The organism is Calditrichota bacterium, assembly GCA_013152715.1.
GTDB lineage: Bacteria > Zhuqueibacterota > Zhuqueibacteria > Thermofontimicrobiales > Thermofontimicrobiaceae > 4484-87.
The window spans coordinates 1-24,846 of the sequence record JAADFU010000179.1 but is presented as its reverse complement, the minus strand read 5'-3'; the positions used below and the strand labels follow the sequence as shown (position 1 = coordinate 24,846).

At 45.6% G+C, this 24,846-nt stretch carries 20 protein-coding genes; 1 reads left to right on the top strand and 19 read right to left on the bottom strand.

Annotation, left to right across the window (positions count from 1 at the left end; translation table 11 throughout):
- Nucleotides 1-100: 100 nt before the first annotated feature.
- From GXO74_13335 to GXO74_13320, 4 genes are all read right to left on the bottom strand, one after another.
- A complete protein-coding gene (locus GXO74_13335; GenBank protein NOZ62648.1) occupies nt 101-859 on the bottom strand; it encodes a hypothetical protein in 759 nt (252 codons plus the stop codon).
- Complete coding sequence (locus GXO74_13330) at nt 856-1,434, bottom strand: sigma-70 family RNA polymerase sigma factor (protein ID NOZ62647.1); 579 nt, start codon at nt 1,432-1,434, stop codon at nt 856-858. Before GXO74_13330 ends, GXO74_13335 begins: the two co-directional genes overlap by 4 nt.
- A gap of 218 nt (nt 1,435-1,652) precedes the next feature.
- The gene (locus tag GXO74_13325; GenBank protein NOZ62646.1) at nt 1,653-4,946 is read right to left on the bottom strand and encodes an AsmA family protein; all 3,294 of its coding nucleotides are present in this window, start codon (nt 4,944-4,946) and stop codon (nt 1,653-1,655) included.
- 97 nt (nt 4,947-5,043) lie between these two features.
- Nucleotides 5,044-6,459 carry a UDPGP type 1 family protein gene (locus GXO74_13320; protein NOZ62645.1) on the bottom strand — a complete coding sequence of 472 codons (1,416 nt, stop codon included), beginning with the start codon at nt 6,457-6,459 and terminating at the stop codon, nt 5,044-5,046.
- Between the two features lie 671 nt (nt 6,460-7,130).
- Here GXO74_13320 and GXO74_13315 point away from each other — a divergent pair.
- Nucleotides 7,131-7,322, top strand: coding sequence for a hypothetical protein (locus tag GXO74_13315; protein NOZ62644.1), 192 nt, complete (start codon nt 7,131-7,133; stop codon nt 7,320-7,322).
- A 74-nt stretch (nt 7,323-7,396) separates the two neighbouring features.
- Here the strand turns inward: GXO74_13315 and GXO74_13310 are convergent, their stop codons facing one another.
- The 15 genes from GXO74_13310 to GXO74_13240 form a co-directional block, all read right to left on the bottom strand.
- A complete protein-coding gene (locus tag GXO74_13310) occupies nt 7,397-7,870 on the bottom strand; it encodes a methylated-DNA--[protein]-cysteine S-methyltransferase (protein ID NOZ62643.1) in 474 nt (157 codons plus the stop codon).
- Between the two features lie 77 nt (nt 7,871-7,947).
- Nucleotides 7,948-9,021: a hypothetical protein gene (locus GXO74_13305; GenBank protein NOZ62642.1), complete on the bottom strand. Its 1,074-nt coding sequence runs from the start codon at nt 9,019-9,021 to the stop codon at nt 7,948-7,950.
- A gap of 50 nt (nt 9,022-9,071) precedes the next feature.
- On the bottom strand, nt 9,072-9,584 hold the full coding sequence (locus tag GXO74_13300; protein NOZ62641.1) for a hypothetical protein: 513 nt from the start codon (nt 9,582-9,584) through the stop codon (nt 9,072-9,074).
- A gap of 16 nt (nt 9,585-9,600) precedes the next feature.
- Entirely contained in the window at nt 9,601-10,452 is an 852-nt protein-coding gene (locus GXO74_13295) for a rhomboid family intramembrane serine protease (GenBank protein NOZ62640.1), read from the bottom strand.
- Nucleotides 10,453-10,469: 17 nt separating this feature from the next.
- A complete protein-coding gene (locus GXO74_13290; GenBank protein ID NOZ62639.1) occupies nt 10,470-10,733 on the bottom strand; it encodes a hypothetical protein in 264 nt (87 codons plus the stop codon).
- 155 nt (nt 10,734-10,888) lie between these two features.
- The gene (locus GXO74_13285; GenBank protein ID NOZ62638.1) at nt 10,889-12,739 is read right to left on the bottom strand and encodes a DUF4445 domain-containing protein; all 1,851 of its coding nucleotides are present in this window, start codon (nt 12,737-12,739) and stop codon (nt 10,889-10,891) included.
- Between the two features lie 48 nt (nt 12,740-12,787).
- Nucleotides 12,788-13,684, bottom strand: coding sequence for a methionine synthase (locus tag GXO74_13280; protein ID NOZ62637.1), 897 nt, complete (start codon nt 13,682-13,684; stop codon nt 12,788-12,790).
- An 8-nt stretch (nt 13,685-13,692) separates the two neighbouring features.
- Complete coding sequence (locus GXO74_13275) at nt 13,693-14,055, bottom strand: PqqD family peptide modification chaperone (GenBank protein NOZ62636.1); 363 nt, start codon at nt 14,053-14,055, stop codon at nt 13,693-13,695.
- 37 nt (nt 14,056-14,092) lie between these two features.
- Entirely contained in the window at nt 14,093-14,674 is a 582-nt protein-coding gene (locus GXO74_13270) for an orotate phosphoribosyltransferase (protein ID NOZ62635.1), read from the bottom strand.
- Complete coding sequence (pyrF, locus tag GXO74_13265; protein ID NOZ62634.1) at nt 14,674-15,498, bottom strand: orotidine-5'-phosphate decarboxylase; 825 nt, start codon at nt 15,496-15,498, stop codon at nt 14,674-14,676. The genes GXO74_13270 and pyrF overlap by 1 nt, the downstream gene beginning before the upstream one ends.
- A gap of 108 nt (nt 15,499-15,606) precedes the next feature.
- The gene (locus GXO74_13260) at nt 15,607-16,266 is read right to left on the bottom strand and encodes a hypothetical protein (GenBank protein NOZ62633.1); all 660 of its coding nucleotides are present in this window, start codon (nt 16,264-16,266) and stop codon (nt 15,607-15,609) included.
- Between the two features lie 234 nt (nt 16,267-16,500).
- Nucleotides 16,501-18,303 (bottom strand): ABC transporter ATP-binding protein, encoded by a 1,803-nt coding sequence (locus GXO74_13255; protein ID NOZ62632.1) that lies wholly within the window; start codon nt 18,301-18,303, stop codon nt 16,501-16,503.
- Nucleotides 18,304-18,389: 86 nt separating this feature from the next.
- Nucleotides 18,390-20,144, bottom strand: coding sequence for an ABC transporter ATP-binding protein (locus tag GXO74_13250; protein NOZ62631.1), 1,755 nt, complete (start codon nt 20,142-20,144; stop codon nt 18,390-18,392).
- A 220-nt stretch (nt 20,145-20,364) separates the two neighbouring features.
- Nucleotides 20,365-21,180, bottom strand: a complete 816-nt coding sequence (locus GXO74_13245; protein NOZ62630.1) for a T9SS type A sorting domain-containing protein — start codon at nt 21,178-21,180, stop codon at nt 20,365-20,367.
- Nucleotides 21,181-21,283: 103 nt separating this feature from the next.
- A partial coding sequence (locus tag GXO74_13240; protein NOZ62629.1) for a S8 family serine peptidase occupies nt 21,284-24,846 on the bottom strand: 3,563 nt, incomplete at its 5' end.

Here is a 24,846-nt window from a genome sequence, read left to right as displayed (position 1 = left end):
AGTTTCGAGTTTTTTTGAACATTTAGAAATTCTCACACTAAAATCTCTGCATTGCGGCGAAAAAGTGACCGTCACCCGTTTGTCCGCAACGCGAAACCCGTCAAATCCCGCGCTGCTCGACCGTGTTAATTTCCAGCAAAATATGAGAATCTTTGATCTGGCTTCTCACGTGTTGCAGCATTTCATTCAAACTTTCATCTTCCGCATTGCACAAATCCAAGAAAATCAATTCAATTTCATCAATCAAATTTGCCAACGCCGGATCTTTCAATTCCTCGGCGCGTTCCCGACACAAAACTGTTTTTTGCAACAAGCGACGGTAAATTGCCAACTCTTTCATCGAAGAAATCATTTGCGCGTCTTCCGCCGGGTTGGTGTTCGCCACATCCAGCAAAATCATCTCCGTTTCCTGCAAATAATGCTGCAAAAGCTGATCGGAAACGTTCGCGGCGATCATCTGATTGGCGTTACTGGTTACCGAAACAGGGGCCTGCGGCTGGAAAAAGAATAGCCGTCCCAGCAGAACGCCGATCACCAACATCGCTGCCGCCTGCGCCAGTCTCATCGACAACGACGGAGTGACGAAAAAATCTTCCAGCCATTCTTGCAGCCGCCATCTCAAGCTCAGTTTCGGATAAAAACTATTTTTCAGCGTCTTTTGGTAATTCTCAAGAATATTTTTCTCGGGCTGATCCCGCCGCATCTTTTTTATGACCGGAATTGTACCCTCAAATTGTTGCAGCCGCATCTGACAAATGTCGCAGTTGTTCAGATGTTCCTCAAACTTTTTCCGCGCTGCGCCATCCATTTCATGAAAAACAAAGTCCACGATGAGGTTTTGCCTGGGACATTCTCTCATTTTTCTTCCTTTAGTTTTTTTCTCAACTTTATCGTCGCCCGCAAAATATGACCGCGCACGGTCACGGCGTCGCAATGCAGAATTTCCGCGATTTCGGCCGTTGTTTTTTCGTGGAAATATTTCAACACAAATGCCGCGCGCTGCTGCGGCGGCAATTGTTCGGCTAACTCCCGAATTAATTTACTCAAATCCGCTCGCTCAATTTTCTCGGCTACGCTCTGCCCTTTTTCCGGCAAAGTGTCCATCACTTCCACTTCTTGCTCGTCGTGATAAGCCGGTTGATTCAAAGAAGACGCCTGTCGCCGTTTTTTGCTGCGCTGAAAATCTATCGCGGCATTGGCAGTAATTCGGTACAACCAGGTGGAGAAAGCGGACTTTTCCTGAAATGCGTTGATATTTTTGAACGCCTGAAAAAATGCGTTCTGCGCCACATCCTGTGCATCGGTGTAATTTCCCACCAGATCATAGGCCAGGTAGAGTACTTTTTTCTGATAGCGCCGAACCAGCCTGCCGAATGCTTTGCTGTCGCCCATCTTCGCACTTTTGACTAATTTCGCGTCCGGATCTTTTTTCATTTCTACAATTAAGACGAAAATTAATGACTGTTCGTTTACTTTGCGACTCTTGGAAAGGAAAATATATTTTGTACGTTTTTATTATAAAAAAATTAGAGAGTTATCGCTACAACACAATCCCAAAAATGATTGTTTGTCTTGCGTCGCTTTTTCATTCCCAGGTTTTCTCGGAAAATTCCTGATTTTAGCTAACGCCGGATAACTGACACCGCATTTCGTCACTGGGAAGACGTTTCCAGCGAAGAAAAAATTATCTGCAACGGAATGCGCGCCAATTCGATTTTACCGCCACTCAGATTCAGCGGAATCAGTTTCGCGAAAAAACTCCCCTTGACAAGATGAATCGTAGGGTACAAATTATCGTGTTTAATTTCCACCGACACCAGCTTTGGTTTGTAACCCCACTTGAGCAGCCTTCGCGTGTCTTGAATGCTCTTGTCCGTTTGCTGCGGATCCAAAGATTGCAGCATGTTGTCAGTAAATTTGACGCCGATTTTTGTGACGTAAAGAAAGCCGGACAATTCGAGATATTCTGCCGGATCAACGCCTTTGCCGTTCAATTCCAGTGTCATGTCCAATTCCGCGGATTCTTCCTCCAGGCGTCCGGCCGGCAGCAAGCGCGATGAATTGAGCCGGGCGACATTTGCTTTAACCAGCCACTGGATATTTTCCGGCGTCCCGTCCGCGATGTTTACGAAAATTTGTCCGGAAACATTTCCGCCATAAATGTCCGCCTGAAAATTCGGAATTTCAATTTTTTCGTTTTTGATTAAAATATCGCTACGGAAATTTTCAATCAAATAATTCATTGCCCGGACGGATTTGATGGTCAGTACGGACTGATTTTTCTCATCAGTCAAATAGTAAGGCCGAAAAACATCGTAAAAAAATTTATGAGCGCTGTTGACTTTATTCGTGCCGGATTTTGCGGAAATGACTGTTCCGTTGACCATGTCAAGGGCTTCTGCAAAGTTGATCCGGCCGGCGAGGGAGTCAATTTGCAGCAGATCTGCGTAAAAAATGTCCAGCCAGTCAGTTTGCACGGAGCCACCGACGCGAAGCTCGTCTCCGGCGATTTGCATGTCATTTTTCAAAGACAGCTTTCCGCACAGCGCCAGATCATCGTTCAAAAGTCGCGTTGTATCGCCTTCTGAATTAAAGGCAAAGAACGAACGAAATTTTCCCTTCATCACGCCGGACAAACTGTCGAGCGCGCCGGCTGCTGTTAATTCCATCTTCCATTGCGGAATTTCCAGACGTGCGGAGTCCACAACGATTTGTTCGGGCGAAGGCATGTGTAATTTCGTCGTCAATTGAATCCCCTCCACCGGCTTATCCTGTACGCCGATGAGTACCAGGCTGTCCACATTAATCGCGCCGGCTGCTGACGATGAGAAGCCGTTGGAATGAAAACTAAAATGGGAGTTAATTTTCCCCACGGAAATAAACTGCTCCGGATAATCGAAGCCGCCATTGAGAAAAACATCGCCGACGACAATCATTGCAGAATCTCCTTCAGCGGACAAATCAAAGTCAGAATGGGCGATCAGACGCGTCTTCCCGCGAATGCTGAGCCCGCTCAATTCTTCAGTCAAAATTTCCGGCAGCGCGCGCCATAAACGGGAATGTTTCACAATCAAACTGTCGACAGTCAATTTCAAGCGGGGTGAGTCCGTCAGCGCCAGTTCGCCGGAGAAAAACATATCAGCAAAATCACCGACCGTCAGCGTCGACGGGTTGAGACGAATGAGTTGAAAAGCCGTGTCCGCGGAGAAAAGCAGTCGTCCGTCAGCTTTTAGCGGAGAAAAAGTCAGATTTTCCGGCTCGGAAATCACTTCCAACTCGCCGGTTTTCATCTGTAAATTTGCCACGATGGAATCCAGCGAAGACGCCGTCACTTGCAAAGCGACGCTTGCATTTCCTGCTGCGGCTTCCTGCGTCAGTTTCCCCAGAGAAAGACTGTCGCTTTTCAGGTTCAACGTCGCCAGAAATTTGTTGAAATTGTCGCTGGCTTTGACGTCAATTGCCAGCGTCAGCGGCGAGTCGAACACATTACCGATTCTCAATTTTCCGTTCACCGTGTCGGGCAAAAAATTTGCATTCAAATGCCCATAAAAATCCGCTGTGATTTTCTCCGCAGAATAGGCGACGGTGTCCGCCAGAGAAAAAATTTGTGCCGCGTTGAATTTCAAATTAGCGCGCGCGTCTTGCATGTTCCCCGCTTGCACTGTCCCGGTGGCAAAAAACTCGACGTTGAGATTTTCAACTTTGGTGAGTGGCTGCGCTTGTTCAAACGAAAAATTCAGCAGGTTAAGCGCCGCCCGAAATTGCAGCGCGCTGTCCGGCGTGGTCGCCGTTGGATTGCCGCGAAATTTTGAGCCCAAAAACGAGAGGCGACCTGCGAATTTCAGTCCCTCTAATTGTTCGCGGAGCGAATCTGGCAAAAAGGGAACGAACGAGGTAAACAATCGCTCCAAGTTAGCATCGCTACGCACAACTTTCAAATCAAAAAACGGCGCCTTAAATGCCTGACGAATTTTACCAGTGAGTTCAACAACTGTTTCTTGACCCAGAGCAAAATCGAGTTGCTGTACCTGAAAGTCACCGGACCTGGCATTTCCCTGCAAATTCAGACCAAGGGAAAAAACCTGCGGTAGAGGAAAATTTACCCAATCAAATGAATCCTGTGTCTTTTTTCGGAAACGGGCGCGCGCATCCGTCACGGAAACGGCAGCCGTTGCGGAAAATGTCTCCAGACTGTGAACTTTTGCGCTGAGGTTCGCTCGTAGCTTCGCCTGATATTCCGCCGCCGATCCGGTGTTTTTATTTTCAATGAAAATATTCCACGGCTGGTCATCCGACTGAAGAACGATTTTGGTGCGCACCTTTTTCTCAAATTTTTTTGAAGAAAATTTTGGGAGAAAAGTTTCGCTCACGGTGAGAGACACACCGCCGGAGCGCAGGACAATGTGTGAGTCTCGCTGGGCAACATCAGCTTGCACAACTAAATTTTTCAGAGCAATCTCTTTGACATTCAAAGTGAAAGGCAATTGCCCCGGGGAAGTGTCCGCTGCCGCAGTGTCCATCGCCGTGGTGTCCGCGGCAAAAATGTCGTCAAAATTCCACGCGCCGCTGCTGTCCTGAACCAGGTGAAAAACCGGGTGGTCAAACACAATTTTGTTGACTTGCAGCTCCATTTTCAGCAGCGCCGGCAGAAAATAGCGCAGTTCCAATTTGTCAATGTGAAAAAATAGCGCCGAGTCCGAAGGCGTATTTTGCCCGTCTGATTTCTCGTAGATGTTTACATTCGACAACATCAGGCCTTTGAAGGCGTTGAAAGAGACAGCTTCAATTTCCACTGCTCTGCTGGTGGCAACGGATAAATTATCTCGGATGAGCGTTCTGATTTTTTCCGGTGAGAAAACCTTGGTCAGCACTAACAGCGCGATCAAAATCAGGGTGAGGAAAACGATTGCCGCGTGAACTGCAATGTAGGCAATTTTTCTGATCATAGAAAAATGATCTCATTTAGTTCAGGGCTTGACTCCGTGAAACCGAAGTCAAGCCGAATCTGCAAATTTTCTTTTCATAATATAATAAAATTTTTGACTAATGCAAATACAATTCTCCGCTGAACCGAAAATTTTCTCCCAATTTCTGCCGCAAATCTTCAGGCGTTGCGGCAAACAGCGGACTGATTTCGATTTTTCCTTTGACATTATTTTTCTCGTCAAATTCGACTTCGTAACCCGCTCGCTGCAGCATCCGGGCGTAATAATTCATCAAATCTCTGCGAGCGGTCTTCGGCGTGTTTTCATCACCATCTTTGTTTTTCACCGGGCTGAACTCTTCTTTTCGATCAACCATCATCACCACCGGATTTTTCGCGTACGGCAGCGCGTCAAAAATGAACATCTCAAATTTGTAGCCGTTGGCTTCTGCCGGTTCGATTTCGTTTCCCTGCTCATCAAGGTAAGTAATTTTTTTGTGCGCCACATGGAACGGCAGGCTCAAATTGCTTTCCGTCAATTTTTCAATGAATTTTCGATCGATCACGTGAATGGCAATGCTGCCGTTACGATATTTGAGTTTGCCGCTGTCGTCGCGCGCGCGCTGGTCTTTTTCCGGCATGTCGCTGTATTCAATCACCGACACTTTTCCGCGGCGCTTGCCAATGACGCCCACTTTTTCCAGCGGATATCTTTTTTCCACGACTTTAGACGACATGTCTGATTTCTGCAAATGGTGGTAACCGATAAAAACCGGATCGCAAATTTTGTTCAGCACATTGTCGACCTGAAAATAGAAAATATCCTCAATGCCGCGTTTTGCCATGTCTTCCAGACAATTGCTATCCCGCAGCGCAAAGAGCGTGCCGCCGTGACCGTTAGGATTAGTAAAAATATGGTTTTTTGCATCGAGAAAGAATTTTCCGTTTTCGTCCATCGCCGGCAGCATCCCTTGAGTAAAAAATATCACATCCGATTTCGCTAAATCGAAAAAGTTATGCCGTTGAAAAAAATCCACAGTTTGTCGGTGATTTGTTTCGCTGGTCATGATGTACCACGGGATTGACACGCCAAACTTATTGCGCAGGGAAAGAATTTTCTCGGCGTGAAGTTGAAAAAAAGTTTTCTGGCTCATCGGGCAGATCGGGTACATTCCCTTGGGTCCGTGAAAACCCAAACGCGTGCCTTGGCCTCCGGCGACCAACAGCGCTGCTACTTTTCCCGCCGCGATTCTCTGTTTTCCCACTTGCCGCGCCTTTTCCATAGCGCTTATTTGCTCAGGCGTATTCGGCACAGGTATGGCGGCGATCGGCTTCAAATCACCGATTTCGATTTTGTGGCCTTTTTTGTCAATATACTGCTCTTTCAGGTGCTGCATTAAATCGAAATTAATCCTCTCCAATTGAGCGCACAAGCTTTGTCGCTCATCTTCGTCCAATTCGTTCCAAAACCGGAAAACATGCTCTTGCCCGAAATTTGTAGCCTTTTTCCTTATTTTTTCGTACGATTTTTCCATAAGCGTCAATCCCTCTTGCTTAGCAATTTTTGGATTTTATTTTAGGAGGTAATGCAAAATATCATGGATTAGTTCGTCTTAACTATGTAAGCCGATAAATGACAAGCAATAAGATCCTGTTTTTTAAATATGCCCTTGATTCACAAAATAATATTCCAAAATTCGACATAACAATTTTAATTACCGCAGATTATATGATTAAACCAGATTAACCATTGTAAATACGATAAATTGGTTGTTTTCGCTGAAAACGTGACGCCAGATTTAGCTATTTCATTAGCTAAAATAATTACAAGACATTAACAATTATCAAAGTTTTTCTTCTTTATTTTTCTGATAATGGCCTCAATGACGCTATTAACCAATGAGAATTATTTGAAATAAAAACTAACTGCCACGAAACATTCAAATATTAAAATGAGTTACCATGAAATTTTAGAATAAGATCGATTTAAACTGTTGCAGATTGTCCACAGATGGAACGGCGACGTTGCAAAATTGACACATAATGGCAATTTTAGCGACAAAAACTACTGAATCGATTTTTTGTAACTTTTTGTTTTTTATGACATATTACATTTTTGTCACACATAAATATTTTTGGCATTGTTTTTGAAGCTAATTTAAATAACTCCATTTATCAAAATTTATTATTGGGGAGGAACCAGTTAATGAAAACTCTAATTGTCGCGCTCTTGAGCGTTTTGCTCATCATTGTGTTACTTGGAGCGATCACAAACGGGTTTTACCAGCAGAAGCTCACAGCGGACTACAATCTGGCGAAAAAGGCAAAGCAGAAAAAAGGCGATCCACTGCCGCTGCCGCCAAAACCGCCGCCGCCACCGCCACCCGTTATTGTGTAAAGCTCACTTTTTCTCCTTTCGCACCTTTTTGATAAAGAGGATAGCAATCAAACCTGCCGTGCTATCCTCTTTTTTTATTTGTGCTTCACTTCGTGTTCCAATAGCCACTGCTTTCTCCACAAGCCGCCGCCGTAACCGACCAATTTTCCGTTTGCGCCAATTACCCGATGGCAGGGAATCACTATGGAAATCGGATTTCGATGATTGGCGCCGCCTACGGCCCTGACAGCTTTGGGACGATGAATATTTTTGGCAATTTGCGAATATGACTCTGTTTCGCCAAAAGGTATTTTTTGCAGCGCCTGCCAAACCTGCTGTTGAAATTCTGTTCCTGAAAAAGACAACGGCAGATCAAATTTCTGCAATTGACCCGCAAAGTATGCCTGCAATTGATCGCGACATTCTTTTAAAACAGGGGTACTCTCTTCGGGTAATCTCTTTTCTTTACAAAAATAAATGCCGGTGATGGCGTCCGCAGCGCTAATAATTTCAATGAAGCCAATGGGAGAAGAATAATATAAAACTTTTTTACTGTTTTTTCCCCGCATTCTTTCCTCCGAGAAAGTGCGTCTTTTTTGGCGATCCATTACAATTTTAAATAATCGGGTGATTTGAGTGAGTGACTTTACGGCGACGATTCCAATTCATAGCCCATTTTTTGCAATTGCGTTTTTAGCTTTTTCATTCTTTTCAATACCAGGTCAGAATCAAGCAACGGGCCTTCGATTTCTTTCTTTTTATCGCTTTTTTGACTGAATTCTTCCGCTAATTTGATTTCTTTCGCAGCGGTATCATAATTTTCCATTTCAAAAGCAGCTTTTGCCAGACCATAGTAGCACTCAGCGTAATAGCTGTTGCTTTTCAGAGGAAACTCATCCAGCAATTCCAGAACGCGCGTGAAGTAAGTTCGCGAGTCCTCCCAGTGGCTTAATTTCCCGTTTATTTTTGCCATGAGATAATTCCAGGTGGGATCGTCTTTAAATGTGTCTTCCAAAGTTTGACATTCTTCCAGCGCCTCCTCGTAGCGATCTTCGTAGTAGTAAATTTCAATGAGGGCAAATTTTCCTTCCAACTTTGCCAAATGTCCTTTTTTGATGGCAATTTTTAAATATTCAATTCCCTTTTCCCGCTCGTCTTTCATCAACCGCAGCGATGTGAGAAATCTCGCCTTCACGCTTTTCCAGTAATAAAAAAGTCCGAGTGCGTAGTAAACGTCGTACAGATTTTTGTTCAAACGTTGCGCCTTTTTGATGTTGGAAATTCCCTTCAATCCATCGTGGAAAGCGCCCAGCCATTTTTTTTTGCGAATGCGGTTCAGCCCGCGAAACCCGTAAGACGCGCCGAGCACAAAATAAGCGTAAGCGTCGTTATGATATTTTTTGATGGTTTTTTCTCCGACCTTGATCGCCAGCGAACTGACGCTGTCAAATTTCATGTCATAATAACTCACGCGGTAATTGAGCATCAGCAAATGATACACGCCAGCCAAACCCAGATAACCCAGCGGATTATCCGGATATTCCGTGATAATAGAATCACAAATGTAAATTGCACGATCGAACTTTTTCTGATAAAAAATAGCCACAGCGCGATCGATCAGCGTGTCGACTCCGGAAAATTTGATCGATTCCTGGCCCTGGACGAAATGAAAACTTGCAAAAATAAAAAACAATGTCCAGAAAATTGCTATCTTTTTCAAAAGATGCCTCCTTATCCGGAAATGCTATTTTAATTCAATCTGATATCCGCCTAATTCATGCCAATGCTTGACTGAATCAAATCGTCGATGTTTTGCGCGCTGTCAAAGGCTTCAATCGCTTTTTGTTCCGAAGCGCCCACTGCGCAGCGCTCATCGCATGATTCTCTTGATTTCGGCGCAATTTCCAACTTACAAGAAAGCGCCACATAGAGCAGACCGCTGAAATGAAGCGCATTTTTTATTTGATAATCGATTCGGAAATGGCTGGGAACCCAGGTTTGCGAGGTAAACTCTGTCGAAATTTCTTTTAAATTTTCGCCAACAAAAGTGACGGTGGACAACGGCGCAACTTTTTCATCCAAAAAACAGCCGTGATCCCGGAAGCCGGACGAATGAAGAAAGCGCAGATATTCCGACGCCCAGACTAACATTTTTCCCCCGCCGAGAAAATGTTTATCCTCGCGCTGGAGTTGGTCTTCAAAATTTTGCGCGAACAAAAATCGATGCCAAAAAACAAAAACGACAGCAGCGAGAGAAACTGCAAATTTTGTGGAAAATTTCATTACTGGATTCCAATCATTATCGGAAATAAAGCATCATCGAGGATTTGATTGTCAGCAGAGATATCACAAAACATGCAACGGTCACAACAATCAAAATGGCGGCGATTTTTCTCATTGCCAGGGACTCGTGCTTCGCTTCCTGGTATCCTAAAAGATTTCCGGAAACGTAACCGCCAATGAAGCCGCCTAAATGCGCCAGGTTGTTAATTCCCGGCATGAAGAAACCAAACAAAAACAGAATCACTGCCCATGAAAGCAGTTGCGGGTAAAGGTACCGTCCGAAAGTGCCGCCTCTTGCCCGTCCGTAGTAAATCAACGCGCCGAGCAGCCCGAAAATCGACCCTGAAGCGCCAATAGTCGGAGCGCCGGTCAGCGCATTGGACAGAATGAAACCGAAGACGCCGGCAATAGTGAAAATCAGGAAAAACCGCGACGTGCCGAAAATTTGTTCTACCATGGGACCTAATTGTTTAATCCAGAGCATGTTAAACAAAATGTGCAACAAGCCGCCGTGCAAATAAATCGCCGTAATCAAAGTCCAGTACTGACCGCCGTACATCGAACGCGCGCCGGTGATGCCTAAAATCACCAGCGCCTTGGAACTGGGACTCAGCAGACTCAAAAATCCGCCTCCTGACCGCAAAATCGCTCTCGGGTCGATGGCTAAAGCTATCACGAACAATACGACGCTGAAATAAATGATGGCGTTCACCATCGTTATTTTTGTACCGAAAATTCGCTGAATGAATGAATGCATCCCAAGTTTGCCCGGATGTTTTAGTCCGCAATAGTAGCACTCTTCTGCATTGGCGCTGATGAGTTTGCCGCAATTGGGGCAGATAATTGCTCTCTTAACTTTCCCTGCCAAAAAATTGTCCTCTTTGTCTAATTTTCTGAAATTACCGGAAATTGATGCACAATAATTTTTTCCTGCGCGTCGTCGAATTTGATGACGGAAAATCTATCGCTATCCCAGCACCAATCACTGTGGCGCAACCAACGATGCTGCCGGATCACGAATCTCACTTCTGCGCCAGGCTTCACGCGGAACAGCGCTAATCGCGAAAACTCAAAAGTCAGCTTGAGCCGCGCCGCCAGCCATGATGCGACAACAAAAATCAAATATTTATTTTTTCGGAATTTTTTCATGATATTTAGATTACCAAAAATTTGGAGATTTGTTCCTTAAATTCAAGTGTGCTCCACCAATAGGTGGGGTACACTTGTGAGATATTCCCAAAACGAGTTCTTTCCCGAAAACAACAAAAAAACCAAGTGTACCCCATCGCAAAGATGGCGCACACTTATAAAGCATCCTTCTCAAAAAACATCTTCTCCGCAAAAACTTCTTGAAAATCCAATCGCGAAGACAATTCAATGTATTCGGTCTGTCGGATGATTTTTTCCGCTTCGTCTCGTTCGCGTTTGGAGAGAAGAAATTTTTTCGCGCCGAGGCTGGCGGCATTGCCGACATATTTCACTCTTTCCAGCGGGATATTTGGAATCAAACCAATGGTTCGGGCGTTGTATTTATTCAAATAACTGCCAAAAGCGCCAGCGATGAGCGCCTCTTCGATGTCTGCAGTGGAAATGTTCAATTCCTTGCACAAAATTTCAATTCCCGCAGCGATGGCGCCTTTTCCTAATTGCAATTCGCGAATATCTTGCTGGGTAATTTGCAAAGGCAAAGCTTCCGGTTTGTTTGGCTCGGCGATATTGAAAGCAATTTTTTTATCTTCAGAGACAATTTTTTCTCGCAGCCATTCAGGAAGTTTTTCCGCTTCCTCCACGACTATTCTGCCGGTTTCGTTAATCACGCCGACTCGCAAAAGTTCAGCAACGGCGTCCACCAGCGCTGTGCCGCAAATGCCCCTGGGGTCTGTCTCGCCAATCACGTGGTAGAAAACCTGATCGTTGCCGACGGCAAATTTATCAATAGCGCCTTCCGCGGCGCGCATGCCACAACTAATCTGTCCGCCTTCAAATGCGGGGCCTGCCGCAGCGGAACAGCAAAGCAACCGATCTTTGTTGCCCAGCACAATCTCGCCGTTGGTGCCGATGTCGATTCCCAGCGTGATCTTTTCCGCTTTGTGAATGGAACTCGCCAAAATGAAACCGACGATGTCGCCGCCCACATAACCGGAAATATTGGGCAACGTAACCACAGAGCCCCGCGGCTGAATTGTGACGCCTAATTCTGTGGCATTAAATCTCTGGCTTATGCGAAAAGCGGGGATGTAAGGTGCTTCGGCAATGTACTGCGGAGAAACGCCCAAAAAAAGATGATTCATGATCGTGTTTCCCGCCAGACTCAACTCATAAATTTCCCGGCAATTCACTTCCGACTTTTCGCACAATTCGTCAATAATTTCATTGATGGCTTCCACAACACTGCTTTGCAATTTCCCCAGACCGCCCGGTTCGGATGTAGCGTATTTCACGCGGCTGATCACATCGGCGCCGTGTTTTGCCTGCGGATTTGTGCGCGCGGCGATTGCTAAAATTTCTCCGCCGTACATGTTAACGAGCGAGCCCACGATGGTGGTCGTCCCCAGATCCACGGCAACGCCAAACAGTCGCGCAGACGTATCCGATGATTCGAGCGAAAGGATGCGGTTCCCTTCCAGAACGATTGTTGCGTGAAAATCATTTTTGCGCAAAAAGGTTGGTAAATTTTGAAAAATAGACAGCGGCAAATCTACGGCATGATCATCCTGTAAAGCGCTCGCTTCGAGGTTTTCGATATCATCAATTTGATTTTCAATGTCCGGCGCTTGAAACTCGACATATTTTTTTTCCAAATGGTGATCAATGTCAAAATCAGTCGCCAAATCGTAGGTCAAAATTTTCGTTTCCGCTGCTTTTTCTTCGCTGATGATCTCGACAACCAGCGGCGCTTCCACTTTGACCTGACACGCCAGATGAATACCCGACTCGCGCTCATCAGGTGTCAGCCAGAATTCTTCCTGCAGAGTAAAAGGCAATTCAATGTTTGTAATTTTTATTTTGCATTTGCCGCATTTGCCGATTTTCCCGCAGGGAGTCGGAATAATGATGTCAGCCTTCTCAGCGGCATCCACAAGATCGGTGCCAATAGAAACTTTGACCGTTTTATTTTTTGGCTGAAAAATAACAAGTATCTCTTCTTCGTTCAAAACTAACCGCCCTTCCGTAGATTTTTTTCAATAGGTTGAGTCCCACAGTTAGAATTTTTGCGCCCGAATGGCGCGTACTTGCTGCGCAATCGCGCGAATGTGATCCGGGCCTGTGCCGCAGCAACCGCCGATAATATTAGCGCCGGCTTCAACCAGATCAGGCACCAAAGAAGCCATTTCATCAGGTCTCTCCGGGAAAATCGTCTCACCATCCTGCACGACAGGCAAACCGGCATTGGGATGCGCGACAATCGGTTTGTCGGTGAAGCTGCGAAATTCCTGCACGATTTCCACGATCCCGGCGGTGCCGTTGCCGCAATTCGTACCCAAAATGTCCACGCCTGCCGCTGTAAAAAATGTCACAATTTCTGCAACACTGTTGCCCATCAGCGTGCGATAGCCCTGTTTCCCTCTTTCCAGGGTCATGGAAACTAAAATTGGCAGATCGCACACGTCCTGCGCCGCTCTGACCGCACAGCTCGCCTCGCCGATGTCAGACATGGTTTCAATCAAAATTGCATCGGCGCCGCCGTCGGCCAGACCCTTTATTTGCGTCCGAAAATTTTCAATCATTTCTTTTTCTGAAATTTCTCCCAATGGCGCCAAAAACTGTCCGGTCGGGCCGACAGAGGCTAACACAAGCACCTCGTCGCCGGCTGCTGCGCGCGAAATTTTTGCCGCAGCAAAGTTGAAATCATGTGCCGACTCGCTGAGATTGAACAACCCAAGCTTCAACGGGCTGGCGCCGAAACTGTTAGTCAACACAACTTCCGAACCAGCAGCAATATAGCCTTCCGGAATTTGCCTGACGATATCCGGATGGGAAACATTCCACGACTCGGGACATTCGCCGGGAGGAAGACCCTTTTCATGCAGCAGCGTGCCCCAGGCGCCGTCAGAAATTACGATTGACTTTTCTTTCACTAAGTCCAGTAATTTGCTCATTATCTCTCTCAGATTAGTTTGTACGTTTTAAAAATATTCAAAAAAGTTTTGACTTGTTCCAAAAATTCATCGTCGTCGTCAACATCGTATTTATCAGCTAAATCGTAAGCAATCGTTTCAATCATTTTTTTACCTCGACATTGACTGATGATTTCCGCGCCCAACGGATTTGCCCGAATGGAACCCGGCGCGTCGGGAAGCTTATAATTCACCCAGCCGTTTTCCTGTTCGGAAATCAAAACTTCTGCTTTCAATCGCGGCTTTTCCCTGGCGATGGTAAAATCTTCTTCCTGATTGCGCAGCACACGATAGGAAGTCTCCGCGTCGATGGAGCAGACAATGTCGCCCAATTTCATCACTTCTTTTGCCATTTATTGTCGACCTCTCTCATATTCAACTTATAAATTTTTAACTTTTCGCTATTTTGCGACTGCCGGGTTTGACCAGAGGAATATTTTCCTTGCACAAAGGGCAGTCTTCTGGCGTGTAAGTTACCACGTCCATTTGCAACAGCGAAGTCACCGCAACGTCAAATTTTACTTTGCCCTGGCTGCGATCGACCAAAAAAGTAGCGCCCACAATATCGCCGTCCAACTTGCGAATCAATTCCATCACTTCTTTGATCGAGCCGCCGGTGGTAACCACATCTTCCACGACGAGCACTCGCTCGCCCGGGTTTATTTCAAATCCGCGGCGAAGAGTCATTTTTCCCTCTTCGCGTTCGGCAAAAATAGCTCTGGCGTCAATCAATCGCGCGACTTCCTGCGCCACCACAATGCCGCCCATCGCCGGCCCGACAACCACGTCGATGTCTGCACCCACGAAAGGAATGGCAATTTCTCCGCACAATTTCTGCGCCATTCTCGGATATTGCAGCACCCGCGCGCACTGAAAATATTGCGGACTGTGCAGACCCGACGTCAATAAAAAATGTCCTTCCAACAGAGCGCCTGTCTCACGAAAAATATGTAATGCTTCCTCTTTTGTCACTAGTTGCCTCGTTTATTTTCACGAATGGAATTAATTTTTTCTTTCATCTCTCTGGCAGCTTCTTCCGCCCGTTCGGCAAAATCTTTTCCGGACGAAGCGTACAAAATGCTGCGGCTGGCGTTAAAAATTGCTCCCCTGCCATTTTCATCTGTGGCGTAGGAAACGGCCAATTCATAATCTCCGCCCTGAGCGCCGAGCCCGGGAACGAGAAACGGCAACTCCGGCGCCAACGCGCGAACTTCCCGCATCTGCTCCGGATATGTGGCGCCGACCACCAGTCCGCAATTGTCCAACGCATTCCACGATTGAACTTTTGCCGCGACAATTTCATAAAGTTGATTTTGTCCGTCGCTTACGCGCTGAAAATCCTCAGCGCCTTTGTTTGTCGTGTGGCAGAGCACAAAAGCGCCTTTTTCTTTTTGCTCCAAAAACGGTGCCACGCTGTCAAAGCCCAGATAGGGGCTGACAGTGATCGCGTCAAAAGGCAGCTTCTCAAAAAATGCTCTGGCGTAGCGGCGTGACGTGTTGCCGATGTCGCCGCGTTTGGCATCAGCGACTTTGATCACGTCATCGGGCAAATATTCCGCGATTTCCGCCATTGCTTTCCAGCCTTCCGCGCCATAGGCTTCGAAAAACGCCGTGTTAATTTTGTAGGCGGCGGCAAACGGAAGCGTGGCGTCAATGATCACTTTACTGAATTTCACCAGCGCATTTTTTTCTCGGGCAATGAATGGTGGCACTTTTTCCAGATCAACGTCGATGCCCACGCAAACCAGACTATTTTTTCCCTGGCAAATTTGATCTAATTTTTTGTTAAAATTCATCCGCCTTCTTCTGACTTGGTCAAAACTTTCCTAAAATAAGACAAATGAAATTAATAGTCAACAAAAAAATGAATTCCTTTTCAAAATCGTACCCTCGAAATTTATTGATTAAATTCCCAGGACGAACGCCAGCACGCCGATGATGATCGGTACGGTCAAATTGTCCGTGTTTTTCGGCGAAAAGATTTCAATCACTGCTCCCAAAAAAGCGGTGCCGATTGCTAATTGACTCATGCGGCTTGCCGCCATTTCCGGTTGAAAAATGAACAAATAAACTGCTGCTGAAAGACCGGCAAAGACAAAAAATGCCAGACTGCCGCCCCACGATTTTCCCGGACGAATTTGCTTGACGGGAAAATTTTTCCCGATGACCGCAGCAAAACCGTCGCCCCAGGTCATTGCCAGTATTCCCAAAAATGGCAAATAACGGATCGGACTCGGTACAAAAGTGAGCAAGGTGCAAATTGTCAGCGAAATCGCGTAATAGACTGTGCCCGGATTTTTTTCTTTCAACTCCATGGCAGCGAATAAATTTGTGCGGTAGGACAAATAATTCAAAAAAATGAAAACCACAGGGCCAATGATTGCGTACTCCCATTTTGTAAAATAATAGAGCGCGAAAAATAGCCAGTTTCCCACAGAAATGTGGATAATTTTCCGGCTGAAGTCATTACTCAATTTGAAAATTTTCTGAATGACCGTCGCGACAAAAATCATCAAAAAGACAAAGGCAAAACCGACAATGACGCCGATGACATTTCGATCCATGAGAGACTCCTGTTTTTTTGAAAAATTACATTTGTTTTTGTGCAGCTATTGCTGTAAAATTATAGTTTCGAGTTTGTAGTTTCGATAATCATTTTTAAAAGAATGTTTTCGGGAATACAGATATAAATTAATTAATTTAAGTTTTACCTAAATTTCTAAATTGAGAAAAGGAAAAACTGCTAAAGCAGTTAGTTTACTATAGTTACGTTGTATCAACCAGTACTTCAATGAGTCTTAAAAACCTTCTTTTTCTGTGCTCAGATATTGCAACCGATACAATTTGTAATAGATTCCTTTCTGACGAAGCAATTGCTGATGCGTTCCCCGCTCCCTGATTTCGCCTTTGTGCAAAACAATGATGCGGTCGCAATTCTGGACGGTGGAAAGCCGATGGGCGATGAAAATTGAAGTGCGGCTTTTCATGAGTTTGTTCAACGCATTTTGGATCAGTATCTCGGATTCAGTGTCCACGCTGGAGGTGGCTTCGTCTAGGATCAAAACAGTCGGATTGTACGCCAAAGCCCGAGCAAAGGCAAGTAGCTGTTTTTGCCCGGTGGAGAGAGAGGCGCCTCTTTCCATCATTGGCTCTTCGTATCTCGCGGGAAGTTGTGCGATGAATTGGTGTGCATTGACATATTGCGCCAATTGTTGAATTTTTTCGTCTTCGATTTCCCGATTTCCCAGGCGGATATTTTCTTTAATTGTATCGGCAAAAATAAAAACATCTTGAAGAACCAGACCGATATGGTGTCTGACATCGCTAACTTCCAGATTTTTGATGTTCATTCCATCCAGCAAAATTTCGCCTTTGGTACAATCGTAAAACCGACACAATAAATTAATAATTGAACTTTTGCCCGCCCCAGTGGCGCCGACGAAAGCGATTTTCTCGCCGGGCCTGACCTCAAACGATATATTTTTGAGCACAAATTCTGGCGAATTGTCCGGCAAATTGCGGTAGGCAAACCAGACGTTACGAAATTCGATGTGACCGGAGAAAGATCTTAATTGCTCCGGCTGGGGCGGATTTTCGATGTTTGGTTTTTCGTCCAATAAATGAAAAATTCTTTCTGAAGACGCCATGGCGGATTGCATAATATTGTACTTGTCCGTCAAATCGGAAATGGGACGAAAGAATCTTCTGGAATATTGAATGAAAAGCACCAGAATGCCAAAAGTGACTTCTCCTTTGTAATACCACATCCCGCCGAACCAGATAATCAGCGCCAGAGCAATGGATTGGATAAGTTCAATCGATGGCAAAAAGATCGAATAATAAAGAATATTTCGCAGATGCGACTCCAGGTAGCTCTTGTTCAATTCCTTGAATTGGCGAAATTTTTGGTGTTCGCGATTGAAAATCTGCACGATGGTCATGCCGGTGATGTTTTCGTTCAAGAACGAATTTAGCCTGGCAATCCTGGCGCGGATTTCACGATAAACGTTTCGGATGCGAATGCGGAAAAATACCGTGATCCCGATGAGCAGCGGAAGCACGGAAAAAGTCACCAATGCCAACTTCCACTGAATATTCAACATGACGACGACGATTCCGGTGAGCAGAAAAATATCGCCGAAAATGGACACGATTCCCGCGGAAAACCAATCGTTCAAAGTTTCCACATCCGTCGTCACGCGCGTGACGAGCCTGCCGACCGGATTTTTGTCAAAAAAAGAAAGCGACAAAGATTGCAGGTGCTTAAACACAGCGACCCTGATGTCAAAAACCACATTTTCACCGATCCATTGCATCAGATAGACTTGAACCAGATGTACGCCAAAATGAAGAACCAGAACAACCACGTACAAGAGCACCCATTTCCACAAGCCCTGAGCAATTTTAACGGCAATGTACCGGTCAATCGAAATTTTCATAATGTACGGACCGGCCAATTCCAGCAACGTTCCGAGCAAAAGCAACGCCACGCCTAATATCACCTGAAATTTATAAGGCCGCAAATAAACGAGAAGCCTGTTAAAAAGCCGGCTATCGTACGCCTTTCCTAATATTTCTTCTTCTTCAAATTGTGGCGCCACGTTGAATGTTCCTTTGTCATTGTCTGTGTTTCATCAGTACGTTTCTGATGTTCAAAATTTCATTTCAAATCGTCTGAGACTTTGGACTAAATTTCCTCCAAAGCTTGCTCCAATAGTTGCTGTTCGTACAATTTTGCATAAAACGCTTTTTGTCTGAGCAATTCTTCGTGAGTCCCGCGCTCGACAATTTCCCCTTTTTTCAAAACAAGAATCAGATCAGCATGTTTTATCGACGAAATTCTGTGCGAGATGACGATATTTATTTGTTGAAAATGATTCTCTTTCAGCGCGCGCAAAATTTTTTCCTCGGTGTAAGTGTCCACGGAAGACAGCGCATCATCGAGAATGAGAATTTTCGGCTTCCGCAACAGCGCTCTGGAAATGGCGGTGCGCTGCTTTTGTCCGCCGGAAAGATTCACGCCGCGTTCGCCGATGAGCGTTTCATATTTCTCCGGGAATTTCATCAAGTCGTCTTTGATCGTGGAAATTGTCGCCGCCCATTCAATTTCTTCGTCTGAAACCTCGTCGTTGCCAAAAGCGATGTTCTCGCGAATCGTATCCGAGAACAGAAAAGTTTCCTGGGGAACATACCCGATATTCTTTCGCAAAATCTTGAGCGGGATGCACTGAATATCATGCCCGTCGATGAAAATTTTTCCGGAATCCGGATCAATCAAACGCGAGATCAAATTCACCAAAGTGGTTTTGCCGCTGCCGGTCGGTCCCACGATTGCCAGCGTTTTTCCCGCCTCGACAGAAAAGCTGATATTTTTTAACACCGGCTCGCCATTGTAGGCAAAGGAAATATTTTGAAATTCAATATTTCCATTAATATTTTTAATTGAGTCATCTTTGCAGTCGGTATCCTGAATTTCCGGTTTTTGCTCCCAGATTTTATTGATCCGCGCCATCGAAGCGGCGGCGCGCTGAATCAGATTGTAAATCCAGCCAAATGAAATAATAGGCCACGCCAGCATATTCACCCAAACGGTAAACGCAACAAATGCACCAATACTGATTTTATCGTGAATCACCGCCATGCCGCCAAATCCGAGCAGCAAAACCAGAGAGAAACTGAACAAAACTTCCATGGATGCGCTCAGAAATCCCTGTCCTTTCGCCCGACGAAGATTTTCTTTCAAATAGATGCGATTTAATTCGTGAAATTTGTCTAATTGCTGATTCTCCAGCAAGTACGCTTTGACCACGCGCACGCCGGAAATATTTTCTTGCGCCAGAGTGGTGATGTCAGCAAATTCCGCCTGAATTTTTTCATAAATATGAAAGAAAAAATCAATAGTTTTGTAAACGACAACCAAAACGAGCGGAAAAGGAATGAGAACGAGCAAAGTCAGAGAGACGCTGGTCGAAAGCATGAGATAAATGGAAATAGTGAAAACAATGAAGTTGCTGAACAAAAACACAAAAATTCTGCCCAACGTCATGGCGATCTGGCGAATGTCGTTAACCGCGCGGGACATCAGATCTCCGGTGCGGTTTTTCACAAAAAATAACAGGGAAAGACTTTGCAAATGTTGAAAAAAATCGTTTCTCAATTCATATTCAATTTTGCGACCCGCGCTGAAAATGATGCGGCGCAAAATGAAGCGCGTCGTTGCATAGACAGCGGTCATCCCAATTAGCAGCAAGCCGTAACGAAAGAGTTGACTCGCCGGAACGCCTTCTTTGATTTTGTCGATGGCAAACTGTAAAACTTTTGGCATAATTGCAAAAATTGTGTTAGAAAAAACCGTAAAAATAAACCCAATGACAAGTTCCCGGCGATGTTTTACCAGATACGGTCTCAGCCGCGCTAATGATTTTAGTCTTTCGAATGCCAAAATTCTTCCCTATAATTTGTAAAAATTAAAGATTACAATATACGTGGAAAATGGATTGAAGTCAACATTTATTTTGCCCGATGGAGTTTTTTTGCGAATCATTAGCGGGAAGATTGCGGGTGAAAATTTTATTTTCAATAACCTGTAGAGAAAATTAGCCATAAAAGAAATGCCATTCGTAACCTAATGAATGACATTTCTTCAAATGGATAGAAAAAATTTAGCGCAGCAGAATGAGCTTTTTTGTCGCACTCTTGCCTGCCGCCTGCAGTCGATAGAAATACACGCCGGATGGCAAGTCTTCTGCATCGATCACAATTCTGTGCTGCCCGGCAGGTAATTTCTCACGCAGTAACGTCCTGATTTCTCTGCCCATCGCGTCAAAAATTTTCAGATTTACGAATGAAAGCGCCGGCAGCTCAAACTGAATAGTTGTCGTCGGATTGAATGGATTGGGGTAGTTCTGTCGCAAAAGAAAATTTTTCGGTGCGGTGAAATTTTCAGGGTTCTTTACATCTGACGACATACTGGTAATGCTACCATTGATAAAATTGATGTCGCCGCCGCTGATGTCTGTCAGCGTCGTTGTCGACAGAAATGTGTGATTCGCTGCCGGATCGAAAATCAATGGCGTGGTTCCGGAAGCGCTTTTTACAACGAAGGTAGTGACGGCGACTTCTTTGTCCTGTCCGCTGAAAGTACTCGTACCTCCGCCCGATAATTGAAGCAGAAAATTCCCGTTAGCCGAACTCGACGTCGGTGCAAAAGGAAGATTCATATTTTTAGACATCACAAAACTTGCCGCGTCTGCGCCGCTGTGTGCATCGATGAACCGAACAACTGTAGTGTCAAATTCAAGGATGAATTGCGCCAGCCCGATTTCGTATGTTGTGGACACTTTAATTGCCACGTCGATAGTGTCGCTGTGCGCCGCGGTCGTATCGGGCAAATTTAGCGTGGCTAAATATTGTCCCCTAACTGCGCCGGAAAAAACGATCAATGCGAAAAAGACGGCGATGAATTTATATTTTAGCATGATTTAACCTCCTTGGCGAAAAGGAAAACAGAAATGATGGCGCAATCTCCTTTTTGGACGAGGAGATTGCACCTTTTTCTTTTTGACTAAAAAATTGAACTGGCTATTTGAGCATAAGAATTTTTTTCGTCGCATTGAATTTCCCGACTTGCAGCCGGAATAGATAAATTCCTGTCGCCACCGGTTTTTCCCAATTGTCCCTGCCATTCCAACGCGCAGAATAATACCCGGCAGCCTTTTTCTCGTCTACCAAAGTGCGCACTAATTGTCCGCTGGTGTTGTAAATATTCAGCGTCACTTGTATTTTTTTATCTACGCTATTGGGGATACCGTAGCGGATTGTCGTTTCCGAGTTGAATGGATTGGGGTAATTTTGTGCGAGCACAAAAGTATTCGGCGCGGCAGTCCCTTTCTCAGCAAGATTAATCTGAAACGGAACCGGATTTTCAATTTTCAAATCATTAATGGCGATGTCGGATAACCACATTTTAGTTTCTGAACCAGACTTTTTGTCTAAAGTAGTGAAGGAAATTTTCAGAAACTCGCCTTGGTTGTTTATTCCGCTCACTCCGGCCATGGCAATGTGAACTTTGCCTTTTTCTTCGCCGTTGGCAGCAATCATGAAACCATCTGCTAAATCCGTCGTTTGTGTTGCTTGATAGACGAAATAACTCGGATCAAAATTCAGGGTGAAAATGATCGTATTGGCTTCAGATTTCATGGGCTGAATTGCTATCGGAACGACAATTTCGTTGTTCCGAATATCCGGCATGTTGCCACCAATATTAATTTGTGGCAGTTCGCCATTGGCATTTTTTAGCAAGGCGGGAGAATTCAGTCGCAATCCCCAACTCAAATTAGCATCTCCGAACAGGTAGGAATGATAATCTAATTGCGTTGGCGCTTGAAAAGGATAAGGAATGGGCAGAGGTGTCGCTGCGATAAAATCCCACCTGCCCGTGCTGGCGATGTCCGAGCTAAAAAATGCCAGGTAACGCAAAATGGCGAGAGCGTCACTCCCGGTAACCCTACTGTCTCTGTTCACGTCAGCGGCAATCATTTGCCCGTCATCAAGACTCTCCATGAATGCCAGATATCTCAAGGTTAAAAGTGCGTCTGTCCCGGTAATTGCGCTACGCAGATCGCCCTCTTTCGTTTGTGAGATGACGAGATCGCCGGCCGGAATTTCAGAAAAATAGACAAAACCTTCGCTGTCAGTCGTGTCAACGAAAGTTTGATCGTTGACCAGGATTGTTACTTTAACGCCGCTAACTGGCCGCGCCGGGTCGATTAAATCCAAAATATCTCTCAAGGTGAGCGGCCATTTGTATTGCCGCACAATGATTCCGCCAGGGAAAATGCTCATTTCATCCCCAAAAATGTCATGAAGATGGCTCGTTGTCAAAAAAGATCTTCCGTTTTCTGTGTCAAGTATCAGCGGAGTTCCGTGGTCAATCGTGGAATCGATGACAACAAAACTCAATAGCGCGACTTGCTGGTTCTGGCCGGAGAAGAAATTCGTCCCGCCGCCATTCAATTGGACAAGAAAATTATTATTGGTTTCCGGCATTGAAGAAGGTGGAAAGGGAAGCTCTGTTTGAACCTCATGGGTAAAGCCGGCGATGTCCGATCCGATGTCAGCGCCTAAAAATTCGACAACTGTAGAGTCATAATCGATGACGAATTGGGCTACTCCAATCATCGAATCTGTCGTTACAGTGATCGGGATGAGAATAGTGTCCAGATAGGCGGCGAACGTGTCAGGCAAAACGATTTTTGCAGGAGCTGCTTGCACCGCGAGGGAAATGGTCACTCCTCCGACCGGAGCAATACTTCCTTTGAAAAATTCAGCAATTTGAATAACGCCAGTGTCAGAAACTGAAGCATAAGGTCCCGGGAAAATTTCTCCGAAAATATCGGCGCTATCGGCATAATTGAACGTAAAAAATGTGTCCGGCTCAAAATACGCGCCCCATCCTTCGGGCAAATTTTCCCTGTTCATGCCAAAAAATGCTTCTTTGTGTGCGTCAAAAGGATTCCAGGCACGGAAAGTAAACATGCTAGAGCTAGTAGACTGCATGACATCGAGATTTTTTTGCGCGATATTATTTTGCGTATTGGGGTCTTGGGCGTAGCTAATTTCTACCCGAATGCAGGTATGCCCCGGACCTTTTTGCAGCAATGCCGCCGTAGGCGTCCAGGGAACCGAAGCAACCACGGTTCCTGTCCCGGCAACTGAAATTGTTGTGGTCTGCTGCCAGAGCCAATTGGGTTGGCCTATTCCGAAAATTCCTGCTTTAAAAGTAACAGTAACTCCATTAGCAGCAGTACCTGAAGTGTTGTGAATGCGCGCGTAGATTGTATTCGCTTGCCCGACAAACGGCGGATTTGTCAACCAGATATCTTTTGAACTCCACCAGACAGGTTTACGTGAAATCCACAGATCAGGTGGCACATTAGTTGTCGTTACTGCTTCGTAGGCGTCAACGATTCCCCAGCCGTAATCGACATCGTACTTCGTACTCAGGCTTGAGTTGTATGTGCCGTTTTTGTCCTCTGCCGAAACGCGCAACACGTTTTTGACGTCGTGCGGCAAAAACTGGGAATGGGCTTGCAGAATGAGCGCGCAAACACCAGCAACGTGAGGCGTCGCCATGGAAGTCCCGCTCAATTCATGCCATTCTGTCCCATTCTGGCCGGGGTCGATTCCTTTGGCGGAAATGATCCCTGAACCGTAAGCAGTAACGTCAGGTTTTAGTTCGTCCATTTGATCGGAATCGCCATCGGACAATCTGGGTCCTCGGTTCGATCCCCAGTTAGAATGTGAAGAAATGATATCGTCGGTGCGGGTAATTGTTCCCATGTCATTTACCGAGCCCACAGCAATTGCGCCGTCCGCCGCAGCGGGGCTGGCGATCATATTTGTCAAATTATCATTTCCAACCGCACAGACAACGACTAATCCTGCGGCAACTGCCTTATTGACAACTCGTGACACAGCATCTTGCCCGTCGGAAGAATAGCCAAAGCCAAGACTCATATTCAACACATCGATGCCATAATTTTCCGGCTGCTGGCCGGGCCAGGCAGTATTTTTGTTGGCGATACACCACTCAATTCCGGCAATGATATCTGAAGCTGGACCACGCCCGTTTGAGTCCAATACTTTTACGTCGATAAGTTTTGCTTCCGGAGCAACACCAGCGCTGTCAGTAGAGCCGCCTGTACCCAGAGCAATGCCAGCGACGTGAGTCCCGTGGAATATTTCATGCCAATATCCATTTTTGTAATATTTGTAATCATCATCCGGATTTGTTGCCACGCGCGGGCGGGCAGTGGCGTCAAATCCGGCGACAAATTTGGGGTCATTAGTACTGGGATCATCATCCATATCATCCAGAGAAGGATGTCCGTCGTCCACTCCCGTATCCAAAATGCCGATATTTATTCCACGTCCTTTGTAGCCAGCTTCCCAGGCTGTATTTGGCGAGTAAACCGAACTCGGTTCCGCTTTAAGTGCGCGAACACTGGTAGCCACTGAAGCATGTGCTATTAAGTCCCATTCAACCATGACCACATCCATATCCGCGGCAATAGCAAATGCGTCTTCTGCCCGAACTCTTGCCAATGAAAAAGAGGGAATGAATCTCATGCGATAATTAAGTG

Excerpts from the sequence above, each read along its gene's own strand:
- GXO74_13335 (NOZ62648.1), bottom strand. The coding sequence starts at position 859 with ATGAGAGAATGTCCCAGGCAAAACCTCATCGTGGACTTTGTTTTTCAT.
- GXO74_13330 (NOZ62647.1), bottom strand. The coding sequence starts at position 1,434 with ATGAAAAAAGATCCGGACGCGAAATTAGTCAAAAGTGCGAAGATGGGC.
- GXO74_13325 (NOZ62646.1), bottom strand. The coding sequence starts at position 4,946 with ATGATCAGAAAAATTGCCTACATTGCAGTTCACGCGGCAATCGTTTTC.
- GXO74_13320 (NOZ62645.1), bottom strand. The coding sequence starts at position 6,459 with ATGGAAAAATCGTACGAAAAAATAAGGAAAAAGGCTACAAATTTCGGG.
- GXO74_13315 (NOZ62644.1), top strand. The coding sequence starts at position 7,131 with ATGAAAACTCTAATTGTCGCGCTCTTGAGCGTTTTGCTCATCATTGTG.
- GXO74_13310 (NOZ62643.1), bottom strand. The coding sequence starts at position 7,870 with ATGCGGGGAAAAAACAGTAAAAAAGTTTTATATTATTCTTCTCCCATT.
- GXO74_13300 (NOZ62641.1), bottom strand. The coding sequence starts at position 9,584 with ATGAAATTTTCCACAAAATTTGCAGTTTCTCTCGCTGCTGTCGTTTTT.
- GXO74_13290 (NOZ62639.1), bottom strand. The coding sequence starts at position 10,733 with ATGAAAAAATTCCGAAAAAATAAATATTTGATTTTTGTTGTCGCATCA.
- GXO74_13280 (NOZ62637.1), bottom strand. The coding sequence starts at position 13,684 with ATGAGCAAATTACTGGACTTAGTGAAAGAAAAGTCAATCGTAATTTCT.
- GXO74_13275 (NOZ62636.1), bottom strand. The coding sequence starts at position 14,055 with ATGGCAAAAGAAGTGATGAAATTGGGCGACATTGTCTGCTCCATCGAC.
- pyrF (NOZ62634.1), bottom strand. The coding sequence starts at position 15,498 with ATGAATTTTAACAAAAAATTAGATCAAATTTGCCAGGGAAAAAATAGT.
- GXO74_13260 (NOZ62633.1), bottom strand. The coding sequence starts at position 16,266 with ATGGATCGAAATGTCATCGGCGTCATTGTCGGTTTTGCCTTTGTCTTT.
- GXO74_13245 (NOZ62630.1), bottom strand. The coding sequence starts at position 21,180 with ATGCTAAAATATAAATTCATCGCCGTCTTTTTCGCATTGATCGTTTTT.